Raw genomic sequence first — 14,456 nt, forward strand, 5'->3', positions numbered from 1 at the left:
GGTTAGCCTTTCACCACGAAATTGACCAAACGCCCCGGCACCAAAATTTCTTTCACCAGTTCTTTGCCGTCAATAAACTTGGCGACCGATTCTTCGGCTTTGGCGGCGGCTAAAATCGCGTCTTTTTCGGCATCCTTCGCCACGGCAATTTTGCCGCGCAATTTGCCATTGACCTGCACCATCAGTTCAATTTCATCCTGCACTAAGGCACTGTCGTCCACTTTCGGCCAGCTGACATCCAGCACCAGGCCTGGTTTGCCCAGTTGCTGCCATAATACCTGGGTAATATGCGGCACCATCGGCGAGAGCATCAACACCAATAATTCCAAAGCTTCCTGCATCACAGCTTGGCCTTGCTCCGTGTTGTCTTCAAACTTGGCCAAGGCGTTCAACAGCTCCATACAAGCCGCAATCGCAGTGTTAAACTGCAAACGACGACCAATATCATCCGATACTTTTTGCAAGGTTTCATGCAACTTAAACCGCAAGGCTTTTTGCTCTTTGTTCAGTCCGTCATTCGACTGGCACGCTACCAAGCCTGGTGATTGTTCAACATGTTGATGCACCAAACGCCAAACCCGGTTTAGGAAACGGTGTGCGCCTTCCACGCCCGAATCCGACCATTCCAAACTCTGCTCCGGCGGCGCGGCAAACATAATAAACAAACGCACCGTGTCGGCACCGTATTTTTCAATCAAGCCTTGCGGGTCAACGGTATTGCCTTTTGATTTCGACATCTTGGCACCGTTCATCAATACCATGCCTTGGGTCAGCAGGTTTTTAAACGGTTCATCCGAATTGACTAGCCCGACATCACGCATCAGCTTGTGGAAGAAACGCGCATACAATAAGTGCAAAATCGCGTGTTCAATGCCGCCGATATATTGATCCACCGGCAACCAATAGTTAGCGCGTTCATCCAACATCGCTTGATCATTATCGGCACAGGCATAACGCGCGTAATACCATGACGATTCAAAGAAGGTATCAAAGGTATCGGCTTCGCGTTTGGCCGCCCCACCACATTTCGGACAGGTGCAGTTTTGGAACGCGTCCAATTTAGCCAACGGCGAACCCGCGCCATCCGGCACCACATCTTCCGGCAAGCGCACCGGCAAGTCTTGTTCAGGCACCGGCACCGGGCCGCAATCAGCACAATAAATCATTGGAATCGGGCAACCCCAATAACGCTGGCGCGAAATACCCCAGTCACGCAAACGGAAATTGGTTTGCTTGCGCCCCAAACCTGTTGCGCCCAATAACTCGGCGAGTTTATCCATCGCGCCATTAAAGTCCAAGCCATCCAATGCGCCGGAATTAAACAACACACCGCGTTCGGTATAGGCCTGTTCGGACACATCGACCGAATCGGCATCCTGTGGGCGAATCACCGGCTTAATCGGCAGACGGTATTTTTGCGCAAATTCATAATCGCGCTGATCATGCGCAGGCACCGCCATCACCGCGCCGGTGCCATAGCCCATTAATACAAAGTTCGCCGCCCACACCGGCACGACTTCATGGCTGATCGGATGGAGCACACGCAACCCGGTATCGACGCCTTTTTTCTCCATGGTTTCCATATCGGCTTCGGCGGTCGAGATGTGCGAACATTCTTCGATAAATTGCGCCAAGGGTTCATTCATCACCGAGGCTTGTTTGGCTAACGGATGATCAGCCGCCACCGCCACATAAGACACACCCATCAGGGTATCCGGGCGCGTGGTATAGACTTTTAAGGTTTCATTTTGACCTTCAAGCGGGAACTCGATTTCCATCCCGGTCGATTTGCCGATCCAGTTGCGTTGCATGGTTTTCACCTGCTCCGGCCAACCGTCCAACTGATCCAAGTCTTGCAGCAACTCATCGGCATAATCGGTGATTTTCAAAAACCACTGCGCGATTTCTTTACGCTCAACCGGCGCACCGGAACGCCAACCTTTGCCGTCAATCACCTGCTCATTGGCTAATACTGTTTGATCGACCGGATCCCAATTCACCACCGACAGCTTGCGATATACCAAGCCTTTTTCATATAGTTTAGTAAATAACCATTGCTCCCAACGGTAATAGCCCGGTGAGCAGGTGGCCACTTCGCGTGACCAGTCGTAACCCAAGCCCAACTGCTGCAACTGGTTACGCATGTAATCCATATTGTCATACGTCCAAGCTGCCGGTGCGACCTTGTTTTGCATCGCAGCATTTTCCGCCGGCAAACCAAACGCATCAAAGCCCATCGGCTGCAACACGTTTTTGCCCAACATGCGCTGATAACGCGAGATCACATCGCCAATGGTATAGTTGCGCACATGCCCCATGTGCAAACGCCCGCTCGGATAAGGGAACATCGACAAGCAATAATATTTTTCCTTGCTTGGGTCTTCGGTGACTTCAAACACTTTTTGCGCTTGCCAAATCTGCTGAATGGCGGCTTCTAATGTTTGTGGTTGATAAGTTTGCGCATTATCGCTTGCGGGTGCACTCATGATTCCCATTCCTAAATTCTTTGCGGTATGATAAAAATATTGGCGCCATTATAACAAAACAATCTCAACCCTAAGGAGACAGTGATGTCACTATCAGATAAATTACAAGCGGCCTATAACCGATTAACCGACCAGCTTTTAATCAATATGAAATCGGCAGAAGACACAAGCTTGCATTGGCTAGGCGAACAGCTGGACCATCTGCAGCAAAATGCTAAAGAATTGGGTTCTGAATTAGCGGTGCTCACCGAGCATGAACTGCATGAAGTGCAAGACATCCTGCAACGCGATATCGAACAAGCCGCTGAATATTTGGAAGACAGTGGCCAAGGGCTCGAGGCGTTTGTTGAAAATGATTGGCCATTAATTGAAGGCATCCTGTCGGAAAAAGCGCTGTCACTGGCCGACCCCAGCCAAATTCAACACCTCAAACTACGCTTGCAAGCCGCCATGAATAAAGACTAACGAAGGCTCATTTAAGCAAAATCTGATACCCCGACTGCACCGTAAAATTTTTGCTATGCTTAAGTTAGATTCTGTTACTGGGCTTCCATGACCTAAGGGGTATCAAAATGAATACTTTTTTCAGATCATTTATTTTATGTGTGGTTTTATCACCAGGCCTGGTGATGGCAAATTCTAGCATCACAAAGCCTTCAGATAGCCGCGCCCTTGCCGGGCTTGAACAGGGCAAAATCCTCTGGGATATCACCCTCGCGCAGCCCGATGCCTTGATCGCACGTTTAAATGTGCTGGAAGAAACCTACCATGACATGGTGCGTCAAAACCTCACGCCAAATATGATGTTCACCTTCCGTGGTGGCGCAGTACAGCACCTTGCCCAGGATTTAAGCCAGCGGGATTTAGACCAAGCAGCCGCCAGCCTAGCGGTGCAACAAAAATTATCTGAACTGCTTGCTTTACCCGGCATCCACATGGAAGCCTGTCAAATTGCCACTCGGCGTTTTAATTTAACGCGCCAAGAAGATTTGATGCAGGGTGTTACTTTAGTCGGCAACACCTTTTTGTCGATTATGGGATATGAAAACCAGGGATACACCACCATCCGCATCGACTAACACCAGGCCTGGTGGTGTTTAAATAACTCCATCATAAACATGGATATGACTTATAGGCACATGTATAATTTAAGCTTAATAATTCAAGCATAGAGCTCAATGATGCAAGTAGTTAACTCCTCCGACATCTTACGCAAACCCGCCTTACTCAGCTCGCCCGAGATTCTGTATATCGAAGACGGACGTAAACACGTGTTAAAAAGCGTGTTATTGCCGATTGATTTATACGAAACAGTTCGAGAGCAAATCGAAGCCGAATTGTATTTGCGCGAAAACGCCAAGGCGTTGGGAGCCGACGCTTATGCCGAATTTAAAGAGATTGAGGTGGTGGCAGAGGATTTTGCAAAATGATTCGACGAGGCGAGATTTATTTGGTCAATTTCGGCAAGCAATATAACAGCGAATTTGGCAAAGTTCGACCGGCACTCATCATTCAAAACAATCTAGCCAATCGTGTCTTAGACAAGGTGCATTTTAAGGGTGTCACCGTCATTCCACTGACCACAAACCTCGTCGGAGGTCGATTGCGTGTTCAGATTAAGGCGCGCGATCATCTAAAACAAACTAGCGAAATTTGTATTAATGAACTCTGCACGCTCGACCTTTCGCGTATTCAGCAAGACTTGGTTTTAACTCAGCTCCAACAGGACGAAATCACCGAGGTTGAACAAAAACTGCGGCAGCATTTAGCGCTCTGAACTCAGATAAATAAACCACCAGGCCTGGCGGGGTGCAAATGGGTTTTGGCGGGAATTAGGGTCATTAACTTTTAGAATAAACCGCTTTGCGGTGACGAATTTTGACGACATTAATCACAACACGCTGCTCAATGATTTCATAAATGACGCGATAGTTACCCACACTAAAACGATAATAAGGCGATAAGTCACCGACGAGCTTTTTGCCGATAAAAGGATTCACCACTAACTTGGTTTTAATCGCCTCTAGAATTTTACGCTGCCAGGCCTGGTCAATTTTTTTTAGGTCTTTAATCACCTTGTCATCAAAAACCAATTGATAGCTTTGTTCAGTGCCCAAGCGCTTTTTCCAATTCTTCAATGCTTATCAGGTTGCGATCTTGCGAATTGCTACGAGTCTGTGCCTCCAACCAATCCTGCATATCTTCTTTATAATTTTCTAATGCATTTTTCACAAAAAAACTTTTAGGACGCTGGGTTTGCTCAGCCAAAGTATTAAGAAAGTTTTCCATTTCAGCATCTAATCTGACAGTTAACATAACATGCCTCCTATGCAATACATGTATTACACATAATACACTAAGCCCTACATCTGTCAATCCACCAGGCCTGGTGATGAGCAAATGGGTTTGGGCGGGAATGAGGCCTGGGCTTAATCTTTAGCTAATTGGTCGCGGAACACCTGCTCAAACATCGGCACCAAATATTTATTGCCGTATTCGCTGAGGTGGTCATCGTCATAATACAACGGGCGACCATTGCGTGAGCCGTAACAATATTTGTCATCACACAAATAGGGCAAAGGATCGAGGATTTTGACGCCGCATTGCTCGGCGGCTTGGTCTTGCGCCTCCCATACCAAACCATGTCTTTCAAAATATTCTTCTCTTGTAATTTTCAGATCACTGATTTGGCTATTTCTTTTAAAAATCATTTCCCTACTCATGTAGTTTGGGACATGTTGGTTCATAACGGGTATTGGTCTAACAACGAAAACCTGTCTATCTTTTTGAAGCATACAAGCAGTTTCAGTTATCCCAGTTAAAAGCTGTTGTCTTAAAACCGGGTGACTACGACTGTCGTACTTAATATCAAAAAAATGATTTGGTTTTGTATCCCTTTCAGGATTGAGATTATCTCCGATTAATGCGCCGTCATAACGGTTCACCAGAACAACTGGTATTTTTGAATCTAATTCGTTTACCAAGTTAAAAATATGATTGTTTCTTTCTACACAAACATCATTGTTTACCAACTTAAAACCAATTATCGTTCTACACCCCCCTTTCCCAAATAATAAAACACCACCACTTAATTCTTCAGCAACAGCTCCTAAAGAAGTAAATGTAGCTGAAGCATGGCTGTCTCCAATCATTACAGCAAGAGTTTCGTTATTGCCATAGCTACAAAAGTGAGGCAACTTATCATTACTTGAATAGTCTGATTTGCATAATTTTTCATAAGACATCGTGTTTTGACTTTCTGCGGCCACCGCCTGAATATTTGCAGGCAAACGGTTTTCAAAGGTAAATAGCTGAACACTGACCGCCGCTAAGCCAATCACCAGGCCTGCAAGGGCGATGGCAAAAACCTCTTTACGCAGGCCAGATGCACCAAGATAGGAACGAGTGGGTACTTCGACAAGATGATAAGACAAGTGCGCTAAAATCAAACTTAACGCAATCGCACCGCTGACCCAAAGCCAATCATTTTGCAGTCCGGCAAAATACAGCGCCACCACCAGCGGCCAATGCCATAAATACAATGAATAAGAACGATCACCCAACCATTGCGCAATGGGATTCACCGTCAGTTTGGCTTGGCTTTGATTGGCGAGAATAATCAATACCGTGCCGAGCACCGGCAATAGCGCCCAACCGCTAGGCCAAGCGTAGGAGCTGTCCAATAGCGCAAACGCCAAAACCCATAAAGCAAAGCCACTCCAAAATAACGGCTTGGCAACACGTTGCAACCCGAGCACTTCACGGCCAATTAAAAACGCCAACCCACCGGCGGCGAGCTCCCAACCACGAGTCGGGAGTAAATAAAACGCGGCAGCAGGTTTCCAACTACTCGCGACGATGCTCAACGCCAACGAGGCAATAAACACCAGCCCTAATCCCCAAAATAGGGTTTTAAGTTGTGGTTTGATTTTCCACAGAATGATTAAAAAGATCGGAAACAGCAGATAAAACTGCGCTTCAACCGCTAAAGACCAGGTATGCAATAACCATTTTTCATGCGCGGCGGCATCAAAATAACCGGTTGAACGCCAAAAATGAATGTTTGATAAAAACGACAGTGAATAGGCCGACTGTGACCCCAGGGCTTGATAGTCCGGTGTTGGCAGAAAAAACCAGCCCAGCGCCAAAAGCACCGCAATCACCACCATCAACGCGGGCAAAATGCGCCTTGCGCGCGCCATATAAAACTTCCAAATCGAGAAGTTATCGCGCTCCAAGCCTTTGACAATAATCGCGGTCATTAAAAAACCGGAAATGACAAAGAAAATATCCACGCCAAAAAAGCCGGCACCCAGGCCTGGTAATTGGAAATGGAACAATAACACGGCGATCACCGCCCAAGCGCGTAAGCCATTAATGTCTTCGCGGTAGGCAACGGGGGAAGGTAGGTGCTTCATACTACTTAGGTCTTAGAAATAAAACCCGAAGTTTAACAAAAATTAACTATCTTGTTTAATTAAGTAAACCACTAGTTAATTCACTATGGCGATTTCATTTAACTTTTTGTTACATGAATGAAGCTCAAATGTTTAGTGAACGTCTTAAAGAAGCCATGCTCAATAATGGCTATGAACTCAGACCAATCGTGATTGAACGCGAGTTTAATCAACGTTATTGGGGTAACTCCATTTCCTTTCAAGCAGCTCGCCGCTGGCTTCATGGGGAGGCGGTACCGACACAAGACCGCCTCCAAGTCCTGGCCGAATGGCTGAATGTCGATCCGCATTGGTTGCGGTTTGGTGAAAAGTTGTCCGGCTCGGTGCAACAACAGCGCAAACGCTGGGATGCGAATATGACCCCGCAAGAACGCCAGGTGGTGGAAACCTTTATGAATCTGCCGCCGGAAAAGCGCAAAATCGTTGGCGAAATCGTATTCGCCTTTGCGCATTCGTTCCCTAAAGCTTGAATGTACCAGGCCTGGTCTTGGCTAATATCGAAAAACTTGCACAATAAATCGTCAAACTTATACGACACTATAGTCATTGTTCATCATGGTTAAAGGTTGGTTGTTATGGCGCACGCTCGCGCAGTTTTAACAAGGTTGGTAGGTTTGTTGGGATTAAGCTTGGGCTTGATAAACACGCCCTTAATGGCCAATACTCTACCCACAGGCCTGCTGCAACAAGCTGAACCCAAGCAAGGCTTTATCAGTGAAGCGCGGTTTTTTCCAACCCAAGATCGCCGTTTGCAATACCAAGCCATCGGCACGGGTCAGCAAACCGTACTCTTGCTAGGCGGCGGCCCAGGCTTTAGCAGCTGGAACCTCACTCCGATTCAACACTACCTGAGCGCCGATTTTCGCGTGCTGTTAATGGATATGCGTGGCATTGGCACCAATAAGCACCCAGATGACCAACCCGATGCCCTACTGCAACAATGGCTTGCTGACCTAGAAGACCTTCGCCGCTATGAACAAGCGGGCCAATTTATTTTGATTGGTCACTCATGGGGCGCACTGATGGCACAGGCCTATGCGCAAGCCCATCCAACGCGCGTCCAACGATTAATTTTATTAAATCCGGTGGACCCAGAACTCACCGCGCTTAACGACCTGAGCCAGCAAATAGACGCAAAACGTCGTGACTGGGGCTTAATCAATGAACCCGATGATCCGTTTGAGCAGGTCATTCAGCCGGTGCTAACCGAAGACGAGTTGGTAAACCAACAACTCAGCCAAGTGTTGCCCACCTATTTTCATCAATTAGCCCAGGGGCAAGCCTACGCGCAACTGTTTAATCGTGAGGATTTTGAGCTAGCGATCAATCATGCCGTGTGGCAATCCTATCGCCAACAACCACTCGATTTAACCCAGATGACCGAAATTGCCAAACGCCGAGCGATTGAATGGATCGGCTGCCGCGAGGATATTTTAATGCCAGGCGCGCTAACCGGCTACCAGGCCTGGTTCCCCAAGCTTTCCTACCAACTGCTTGAGCAATGCAATCATTTTCCTTGGGAAGAACAACCCGCCGCGTTTTATGCCGCGCTCGATCAAGCACTCACCAATCCACCGCCTGAGGACGATTACAGCGACTTAACCGAAGCCGAACGCGCTTGGTTATTAGATGACAGTGGTTTGGATGAACTGGCACGCGCCTTAGATGCCACCAAACGCCATGCCCGCTTTAGCGAACCCTTTAGTCTTGAAAAAGACTATTACATGACCAACCACATTACCCTAGGCGCTACTGCGATGACCGATGGTTGGGGCACCTTAACTCAATGTCATTACAATTTGGATCCTGTCGGCAAGTTGCAAATCGTCTATAACCCAGACCGCACTGAAAACATTAGAATTCTTTCTGATGAAGGGATTGCGATGGCCTGGGTTGAAGGCCCGACCGTGCAGCTTGATGACATTAAACGTGGCGCAAGTATTTGTATTGAGGCCGACACCCATGCGTTAATCCAACGCGATGACGACTATGTGATCGAGCGTGGGCCATTTATGCGCCGCTTTTTAGATGGTTTTTACCCACTACACGTCAAACTATCCGTTGATTGGAACGACTTACCACTGGTCGCCACAAGCATGAGCCCACCGCAACAAACCGGCGTGTATCTGGAGCAGACCTCCAACCAAGTAACCATTGATTACTGGTTTAGAGGTGAACTGCGCACCCAAATAATACTCAAGCCTAAGTGAATCATGCGATATGTTTATAAAAAACGCTGATAAACAACTTCAGTTTTGAATGATGAATTATGATTAATTCTGATTCCTAAAGCAGATTTCGTGTCAAAAAAATAATTTAGACGAAGATTATATTCAAAATCATCACTATTATTTTGGTGGGAAAATAACCGTGACAACTTGAAATCACCTAGAATCTTATCACCACTATAAGACCATTCAAAATAGGGTTTTAAATGAATAGTAGCATCATTTTCCTCCCAAGCCAGAGCATTGATGCCAAAGAGATAAAGAAATCGATTTTGTTGCCAGCCATCAAAAAGACCCATTTCTAATGCTGGTTTAAGATCATCATTTTTATTTCTTCGTAATGAAAAATTCAGCTCCCAAGCAACTTCATACATTCCACTAATGTTCATTTTTGGAGCAGGCATCTTCCTTATGTCAATAAAGTCTAGCCTGTCTATTTCTAAATTATTACTATTAATATTAATGCTTGTATTTAATACGACTAACTTACCACCGTTTAAACTATTAAGCCCAATTGAATCATAATGAAATGGCGACCACTCTAATTTAAAAAAACCATCAGATGAGGTTGCGTCATACGCACCGCCAATTGCAATTCGCATTGGTGGCGAAGATTCAGATGGCGAAGGCAAAGCATCAATCTTATCAATATCTGTGGCTTTTGGTTTTAATAAAAATCTTTCCAGCATCACCTTTCTTTTTAAATTTTTATACTTACGATCCTCAAAGTTCATTAGTGCAACATCTTTGAACTCATAATAGACAATCAAAGCATTAAGAACTTTAATCCGCTGATCTTCATTCAAATAATCATAATCAAAGTTTTCATTTTTAACAAAATAATTGAATGCTTTAACTTCATCATGATCCAAATCAGAGAGCTTGGTGTGCAACTGACTTTGATAAGATGGAACAAATGTAATATTTTGAATATAATCGTAATTTTTTAATTTGTTTAAATCATCGATTCTGTTAAAAAGTTCAACGGGGGCATACCAAACTTTAGAGCGCTGGGTTAAAGGATTGTTATCTTCTAAAATTTCCAGAATCTGCGCTAAACGAAATGCACAGTTCTTTGTCAGAAAGTAGTAATCAAATCGCTCACCTGACACCTCCCACAAATGCGAAATTAGCAGATCCCTTTCAAAGTCTGTTAAATTTAACTCATAATCCCACATATCTCTAAATTCTGTTCTAGAGTAAACCATGTCTTGCGAGAAGAAATAACCATCTGAAAAACCAGATTCATAGCCACCAAAAATACCTTTCCATATATAGCGAATCATATTTTCATTTTCAGGTACAACCGCACCGTAGTTAAATGTTAGATCCAAATACCTTGATTCCGCTGGTCCATTAAACTTTAGTAGTGAGTGGCCAAATGTTGAGGCAGGGTTTCCAAAATACCCACTGACCATAATCGCACTAATGGATTCAACTTCATCATATTTTGCCCAACTCTCAAGATTTACACATGCATTTTGCCTAAAGGTATAATCTGGGAGAGTTAAAAACTGACTTAACCATAAATATCTTGCAGGAAACCTACATAATGGGGAATTGTTACTTTGTGCCACAGGCTCATAAGCAGCTAAAATTGCTTTTAACTCGTCACGAGGACTTGAACGACCTGTATCCGACAAAAAGAAACTATCGGACAAAACTTCGCTCTTTAATTTAATTGAGTCATAAAAAAGAAGCTTTAACCAGGTTGGGTGCGTGTCTAAATTCAATTTTAAAGCCTCTTCAACCAATTTCTGGTGAGTGTTATTGGCCGCTAAAAGAGGTGTTGTCTGCAACAGCAGAATGATAAGTACTGAAAGATATTTCATTTGACCAACTTTAAAAAATAAAAAGGCAAGCTAATGCTTGCCTAAAAGTCAAACTTAAAAAATTAAGTTTTAGATATTACATGATGCAGCAGCATGCTTAATAAACTGTTGATGTAAAGTTTCAGCCTGCTCAAATCTTGTTTTTGAAGTATAACTATCAGAAGATACTGATTGTGCAAAATCAGGTCTTAAATTATTTACTACTTCAGAATGGTGCTCAGTAGCGCAGCCTGCCGCATTTAAAAGGCTCGTTAAATGCATACCTTCACCCATAGCTAAATCGCTCTCTAATTGTGGGTAGGTCTGGATAATTAAGGCAGCCGTTTTAACTTCACCACCCGAACAGCTTGCAGGTGAAGATACGTTAGAGCTGATTGCAGTTGTACCCAAGTCCCAGGTAACGTTAGTAGAGATAGCTACTAAGTTTCTTGTTTCTTGATTTTCAAAGGCAGAACCAATAATACCACCTAAACCACACTCAGTATAAATTTGACCTAAAGTTCTATCTTGAGCGTACGCAGTAGATCCAAACATCAGTGCACTTGACATTAAAGCTAAAGTAAGTTTTTTCATATGTTTCTCACAATTAATAAGTTAAATATAGCAGACACATTTTATTCAATATTTTTTCAAAAGCAAGCAACTATGAATAATTCCGCACTTCTAAACGCATAATTGTAGTGATTAAAAAATCTAACCCTCCATCACCCTTTGCCAAATAGCGCTGACTTCGTCGCAGGCCTGCTGATAAGGCTTGCGCTCCACCATACTCGCATCCTTTTGCAAGGCTAAACGGTGATAAGCACTACGATAGGCACGGTAATGATCTTGCAGCGCCTGCACCTGATCATCAGGCAGCAGATCAACCGCTTTAAGGGCATCTAAAATCCGCATATTATCGGGATATTCGGCGAGGCTCGGGTAACGTGATGCAAAGGCTAGCACCCAATACTGCACCATAAACTCAATATCGACAATCGCCCCCACGCCATGCTTTAAGTCCAACCAATGTTCATCAGACTTATCCAAGGCTTCACGCATTTTTTTTCGCATCGCCACCACCTCGTCACGCACTAGGTGACTTTCACGTGCCTGAGTCAAAAACGCTTGCCGAAACTTTTCAAACGCCGCACAGTTTTGCGCCTGCCCAACCAATGCGCGGGCACGAATAAGCGCTTGATGCTCCCAATTCCAGGCTTTTTCGCGCTGATACTGAGCAAAACTCTCCAAACTTGACACCATCATGCCACTGGCACCGTTGGGGCGTAATCGGGTATCGACTTCGTAAAGCTGGCCAGCAGGCATCATGGTGGTCAAGACTGAGATAATTTTCTGACACAAGCGCGTCATAAACGGCCCATGCTCCAATGAACGCGCGCCACTGGTCCGCCCCGTTGCTTCAATACCATGATACAAAAACACGATATCTAAATCTGAACCATAACCCAACTCGATGCCGCCGAGTTTGCCATAGCCAATGATCATCAACGGCGATGCCTCGCACCCTGCTGGCAAGCCATGCTTCGCGGTTAAATGTTGCCAAGCGTAATCATGACTCACCTGCAAAACGGCCTGGGCAATCCAGGTTAAATAATCACTCACCTTCATCACCGGTACCTGACCGGTGACATCGGCTGCCGCTACTTTAAATACCTGCGCATGACGCCAATGACGCAGTTGCAACATAAAGGCCTCATCATCATCGCTGTAAGCTCTGCGTAAGTCGTCAGCCTCCGCCAACAATTCCGCTAGGCTTAACGGGCGATACAGACTGCGCAAATCGAGCAACTGATCCATCAATGCCGGATATTTCACCAACATTTCAGTCAACCACGGACTCACCTCACACAAAATTAACAAGTGGGCTAACGCCTGCGGATTTTCTTTGAGCAACACCAAATAGACACTGCGTCGCACCACCGCTTCAATCACCGCTAACACCCGTTGCAATGCCAGCTCTTGTTGTTCGCGCTCCGCCAAGGCTTTTAATATGAGCGGCATCACCTGTTCTAAACGGGTAGTCGCTTCGCTACTCATGTGGCTCAGCGCGCGGGCCTTTTTAAACTGGCGTAATAAATGCAAAATCTCGCCAGGATGCTTAAAGCCAAACTGCGTGAGGATAATGAGCGCATCATCTTCCAATGGCCCTTTCCACGCCTGAGCTAACGCATCGGTTAAATCGCACACATCCGCCTCATCGGCAAATACATCATCAAAATGCTGTTGTACCAGGTTACGATGCTCATTGAGCACGACCATAAATGCGGCATAATCCACAAAGCCCATCGCCTGTGCGAGCATTAACTGCTGATGCGCTGATTCTGGTAAATCATGGGTTTGTTGATCATTCCAGGCCTGCAAACGATTTTCGGTTAAGCGTAAAAACGCATAAGCCTTGGCTAAATCATCCGCATCCTGTGGGGCGATATAGTCTTGCGCCGCTAAATACTGCAAAGTAGGCAGCAGTTGGCGGCCTTGTAAATGTCGATCACGCCCGCCATGCACCAATTGAAACGCCTGCACAATAAACTCGACTTCGCGAATGCCGCCCCGTCCGAGTTTGACATTTGACTCCATGCCTTTTTTGCGCACTTCGGCCATAATCATGCGTTTTAAATCACGCAAGGAATCCATCGCGGTGTAATCCACATAACGGCGATAGACAAATGGGCGCAAAATATCAAACAGCTCCTCAGCTAAATCGGCCGGCCCGGCAATTGCGCGTGCCTTCACCAATGCATAGCGCTCCCAAGCGCGGCCATGGGCTTCATAATAATGTTCCATGCCAGAAAAACTAATCGCTAAGGGACCGGCATCACCAAAAGGACGCAACCGCATATCGACTCGATACACAATGCCATCTTCAGTCATTTCTGTCAGCGATTTGTTTAAGGCTTGACCGAGTTTGCCAAAAAACTGATCATTGGAAATTTGTCGCGCGCCATTCGTACTACCCGCTTCAGGGTAAACAAAAATTAAATCTATGTCGGATGAAAAGTTAAGCTCATGCCCACCCAACTTACCCATGCCAATAATGACCATTTTTTGTGGCATACCCGAATCGCGCCCAATCGGCTGGCCAAATTTTTGCTCAAAAACCGGCTCCCAATAAGCTAATGCACCACCAACCAACCCGTCAGCGAGCTCAGATAAGCTACGTAAGCTTTCGGTTAAACTGGCCGCCCCGGCTAAATCACGAATGGCGATACTTACCATAATTTCACGGCGCAATTCGCGCAATACCTTCACTAGCTCCGCATCCGTTTCAACTTGCGCTAGCCGTTTCAAACAATAGTCCTTAACCTGCCCCGCTTGCCAGGCCTGCTGATAATCACGCTCGGCCAAACTGGGCACACGCGCCAGTTCACGGGTTAAGTATTCACTCCAGGGCTGGAGCAGGTGGGGATTTGTGAGCGCTTCAGGACGAGAACAACCAGGCAATAGCGACATGCG

At 45.7% G+C, this 14,456-nt stretch carries 13 protein-coding genes; 6 read left to right on the forward strand and 7 right to left on the reverse strand.

Annotation, left to right across the window (positions count from 1 at the left end; translation table 11 throughout):
- Positions 1 to 2 precede the first annotated feature (2 nt).
- On the reverse strand, positions 3 to 2,495 hold the full coding sequence (leuS, locus tag THIAE_RS08685) for a leucine--tRNA ligase (RefSeq protein ID WP_407635185.1): 2,493 nt from the start codon (positions 2,493 to 2,495) through the stop codon (positions 3 to 5).
- A 75-nt stretch (positions 2,496 to 2,570) separates the two neighbouring features.
- Here leuS and THIAE_RS08690 point away from each other — a divergent pair, with 75 nt between their 5' ends.
- The 4 genes from THIAE_RS08690 (at position 2,571) to THIAE_RS08705 (ending at position 4,263) form a co-directional block, all read left to right on the forward strand.
- A complete protein-coding gene (locus THIAE_RS08690; RefSeq protein WP_006460914.1) occupies positions 2,571 to 2,951 on the forward strand; it encodes a zinc ribbon-containing protein in 381 nt (126 codons plus the stop codon).
- 107 nt (positions 2,952 to 3,058) lie between these two features.
- Positions 3,059 to 3,565, forward strand: a complete 507-nt coding sequence (locus THIAE_RS08695) for a hypothetical protein (protein ID WP_025299392.1) — start codon at positions 3,059 to 3,061, stop codon at positions 3,563 to 3,565.
- 99 nt (positions 3,566 to 3,664) lie between these two features.
- On the forward strand, positions 3,665 to 3,916 hold the full coding sequence (locus THIAE_RS08700; RefSeq protein ID WP_239232372.1) for a hypothetical protein: 252 nt from the start codon (positions 3,665 to 3,667) through the stop codon (positions 3,914 to 3,916).
- Positions 3,913 to 4,263: a type II toxin-antitoxin system PemK/MazF family toxin gene (locus tag THIAE_RS08705; RefSeq protein WP_006460911.1), complete on the forward strand. Its 351-nt coding sequence runs from the start codon at positions 3,913 to 3,915 to the stop codon at positions 4,261 to 4,263. The genes THIAE_RS08700 and THIAE_RS08705 overlap by 4 nt, the downstream gene beginning before the upstream one ends.
- A 64-nt stretch (positions 4,264 to 4,327) precedes the next feature.
- Here the strand turns inward: THIAE_RS08705 and THIAE_RS08710 are convergent, their stop codons facing one another.
- The 3 genes from THIAE_RS08710 to THIAE_RS08720 form a co-directional block, all read right to left on the reverse strand.
- Entirely contained in the window at positions 4,328 to 4,603 is a 276-nt protein-coding gene (locus tag THIAE_RS08710; RefSeq protein WP_006460910.1) for a type II toxin-antitoxin system RelE family toxin, read from the reverse strand.
- The gene (gene relB, locus THIAE_RS08715; protein WP_006460909.1) at positions 4,593 to 4,802 is read right to left on the reverse strand and encodes a type II toxin-antitoxin system RelB family antitoxin; all 210 of its coding nucleotides are present in this window, start codon (positions 4,800 to 4,802) and stop codon (positions 4,593 to 4,595) included. Before relB ends, THIAE_RS08710 begins: the two co-directional genes overlap by 11 nt.
- Before the next feature lie 113 nt (positions 4,803 to 4,915).
- Positions 4,916 to 6,904, reverse strand: coding sequence for an acyltransferase family protein (locus THIAE_RS08720; RefSeq protein WP_006460908.1), 1,989 nt, complete (start codon positions 6,902 to 6,904; stop codon positions 4,916 to 4,918).
- A gap of 128 nt (positions 6,905 to 7,032) precedes the next feature.
- Here THIAE_RS08720 and THIAE_RS08725 point away from each other — a divergent pair, with 128 nt between their 5' ends.
- Together THIAE_RS08725 and THIAE_RS08730 are read left to right on the forward strand one after the other, a co-directional pair.
- Positions 7,033 to 7,413, forward strand: a complete 381-nt coding sequence (locus THIAE_RS08725; RefSeq protein ID WP_239232373.1) for a transcriptional regulator — start codon at positions 7,033 to 7,035, stop codon at positions 7,411 to 7,413.
- Positions 7,414 to 7,518: 105 nt separating this feature from the next.
- On the forward strand, positions 7,519 to 9,153 hold the full coding sequence (locus THIAE_RS08730) for an alpha/beta fold hydrolase (protein ID WP_006460906.1): 1,635 nt from the start codon (positions 7,519 to 7,521) through the stop codon (positions 9,151 to 9,153).
- Positions 9,154 to 9,167: 14 nt separating this feature from the next.
- On the opposite strand, the gene THIAE_RS08735 is transcribed toward THIAE_RS08730, so the two are convergent.
- The 3 genes from THIAE_RS08735 to glnE all read right to left on the reverse strand — a co-directional run bounded on the left by THIAE_RS08735 (position 9,168) and on the right by glnE (position 14,453).
- Positions 9,168 to 11,003 carry an Lnb N-terminal periplasmic domain-containing protein gene (locus THIAE_RS08735; RefSeq protein ID WP_006460905.1) on the reverse strand — a complete coding sequence of 612 codons (1,836 nt, stop codon included), beginning with the start codon at positions 11,001 to 11,003 and terminating at the stop codon, positions 9,168 to 9,170.
- A gap of 69 nt (positions 11,004 to 11,072) precedes the next feature.
- Entirely contained in the window at positions 11,073 to 11,576 is a 504-nt protein-coding gene (locus THIAE_RS08740) for a DUF3015 family protein (RefSeq protein ID WP_006460904.1), read from the reverse strand.
- A gap of 120 nt (positions 11,577 to 11,696) precedes the next feature.
- Positions 11,697 to 14,453 (reverse strand): bifunctional [glutamate--ammonia ligase]-adenylyl-L-tyrosine phosphorylase/[glutamate--ammonia-ligase] adenylyltransferase, encoded by a 2,757-nt coding sequence (gene glnE / locus THIAE_RS08745; RefSeq protein ID WP_006460903.1) that lies wholly within the window; start codon positions 14,451 to 14,453, stop codon positions 11,697 to 11,699.
- Positions 14,454 to 14,456 lie beyond the last annotated feature (3 nt).

The organism is Thiomicrospira aerophila AL3 (genome assembly GCF_000227665.2).
Classification (GTDB): domain Bacteria; phylum Pseudomonadota; class Gammaproteobacteria; order Thiomicrospirales; family Thiomicrospiraceae; genus Thiomicrospira; species Thiomicrospira aerophila.

What these genes read in the sequence shown, in the direction of transcription:
- THIAE_RS08695 (WP_025299392.1), top strand. Translation starts at nt 3,059, where the DNA reads ATGAATACTTTTTTCAGATCATTTATTTTATGTGTGGTTTTATCACCA.
- THIAE_RS08700 (WP_239232372.1), top strand. Translation starts at nt 3,665, where the DNA reads ATGATGCAAGTAGTTAACTCCTCCGACATCTTACGCAAACCCGCCTTA.
- THIAE_RS08735 (WP_006460905.1), bottom strand. Translation starts at nt 11,003, where the DNA reads ATGAAATATCTTTCAGTACTTATCATTCTGCTGTTGCAGACAACACCT.
- glnE (WP_006460903.1), bottom strand. Translation starts at nt 14,453, where the DNA reads ATGTCGCTATTGCCTGGTTGTTCTCGTCCTGAAGCGCTCACAAATCCC.
- THIAE_RS08705 (WP_006460911.1), top strand. Translation starts at nt 3,913, where the DNA reads ATGATTCGACGAGGCGAGATTTATTTGGTCAATTTCGGCAAGCAATAT.
- relB (WP_006460909.1), bottom strand. Translation starts at nt 4,802, where the DNA reads ATGTTAACTGTCAGATTAGATGCTGAAATGGAAAACTTTCTTAATACT.
- THIAE_RS08690 (WP_006460914.1), top strand. Translation starts at nt 2,571, where the DNA reads ATGTCACTATCAGATAAATTACAAGCGGCCTATAACCGATTAACCGAC.
- THIAE_RS08720 (WP_006460908.1), bottom strand. Translation starts at nt 6,904, where the DNA reads ATGAAGCACCTACCTTCCCCCGTTGCCTACCGCGAAGACATTAATGGC.
- leuS (WP_407635185.1), bottom strand. Translation starts at nt 2,495, where the DNA reads ATGGGAATCATGAGTGCACCCGCAAGCGATAATGCGCAAACTTATCAA.
- THIAE_RS08730 (WP_006460906.1), top strand. Translation starts at nt 7,519, where the DNA reads ATGGCGCACGCTCGCGCAGTTTTAACAAGGTTGGTAGGTTTGTTGGGA.
- THIAE_RS08725 (WP_239232373.1), top strand. Translation starts at nt 7,033, where the DNA reads ATGTTTAGTGAACGTCTTAAAGAAGCCATGCTCAATAATGGCTATGAA.
- THIAE_RS08740 (WP_006460904.1), bottom strand. Translation starts at nt 11,576, where the DNA reads ATGAAAAAACTTACTTTAGCTTTAATGTCAAGTGCACTGATGTTTGGA.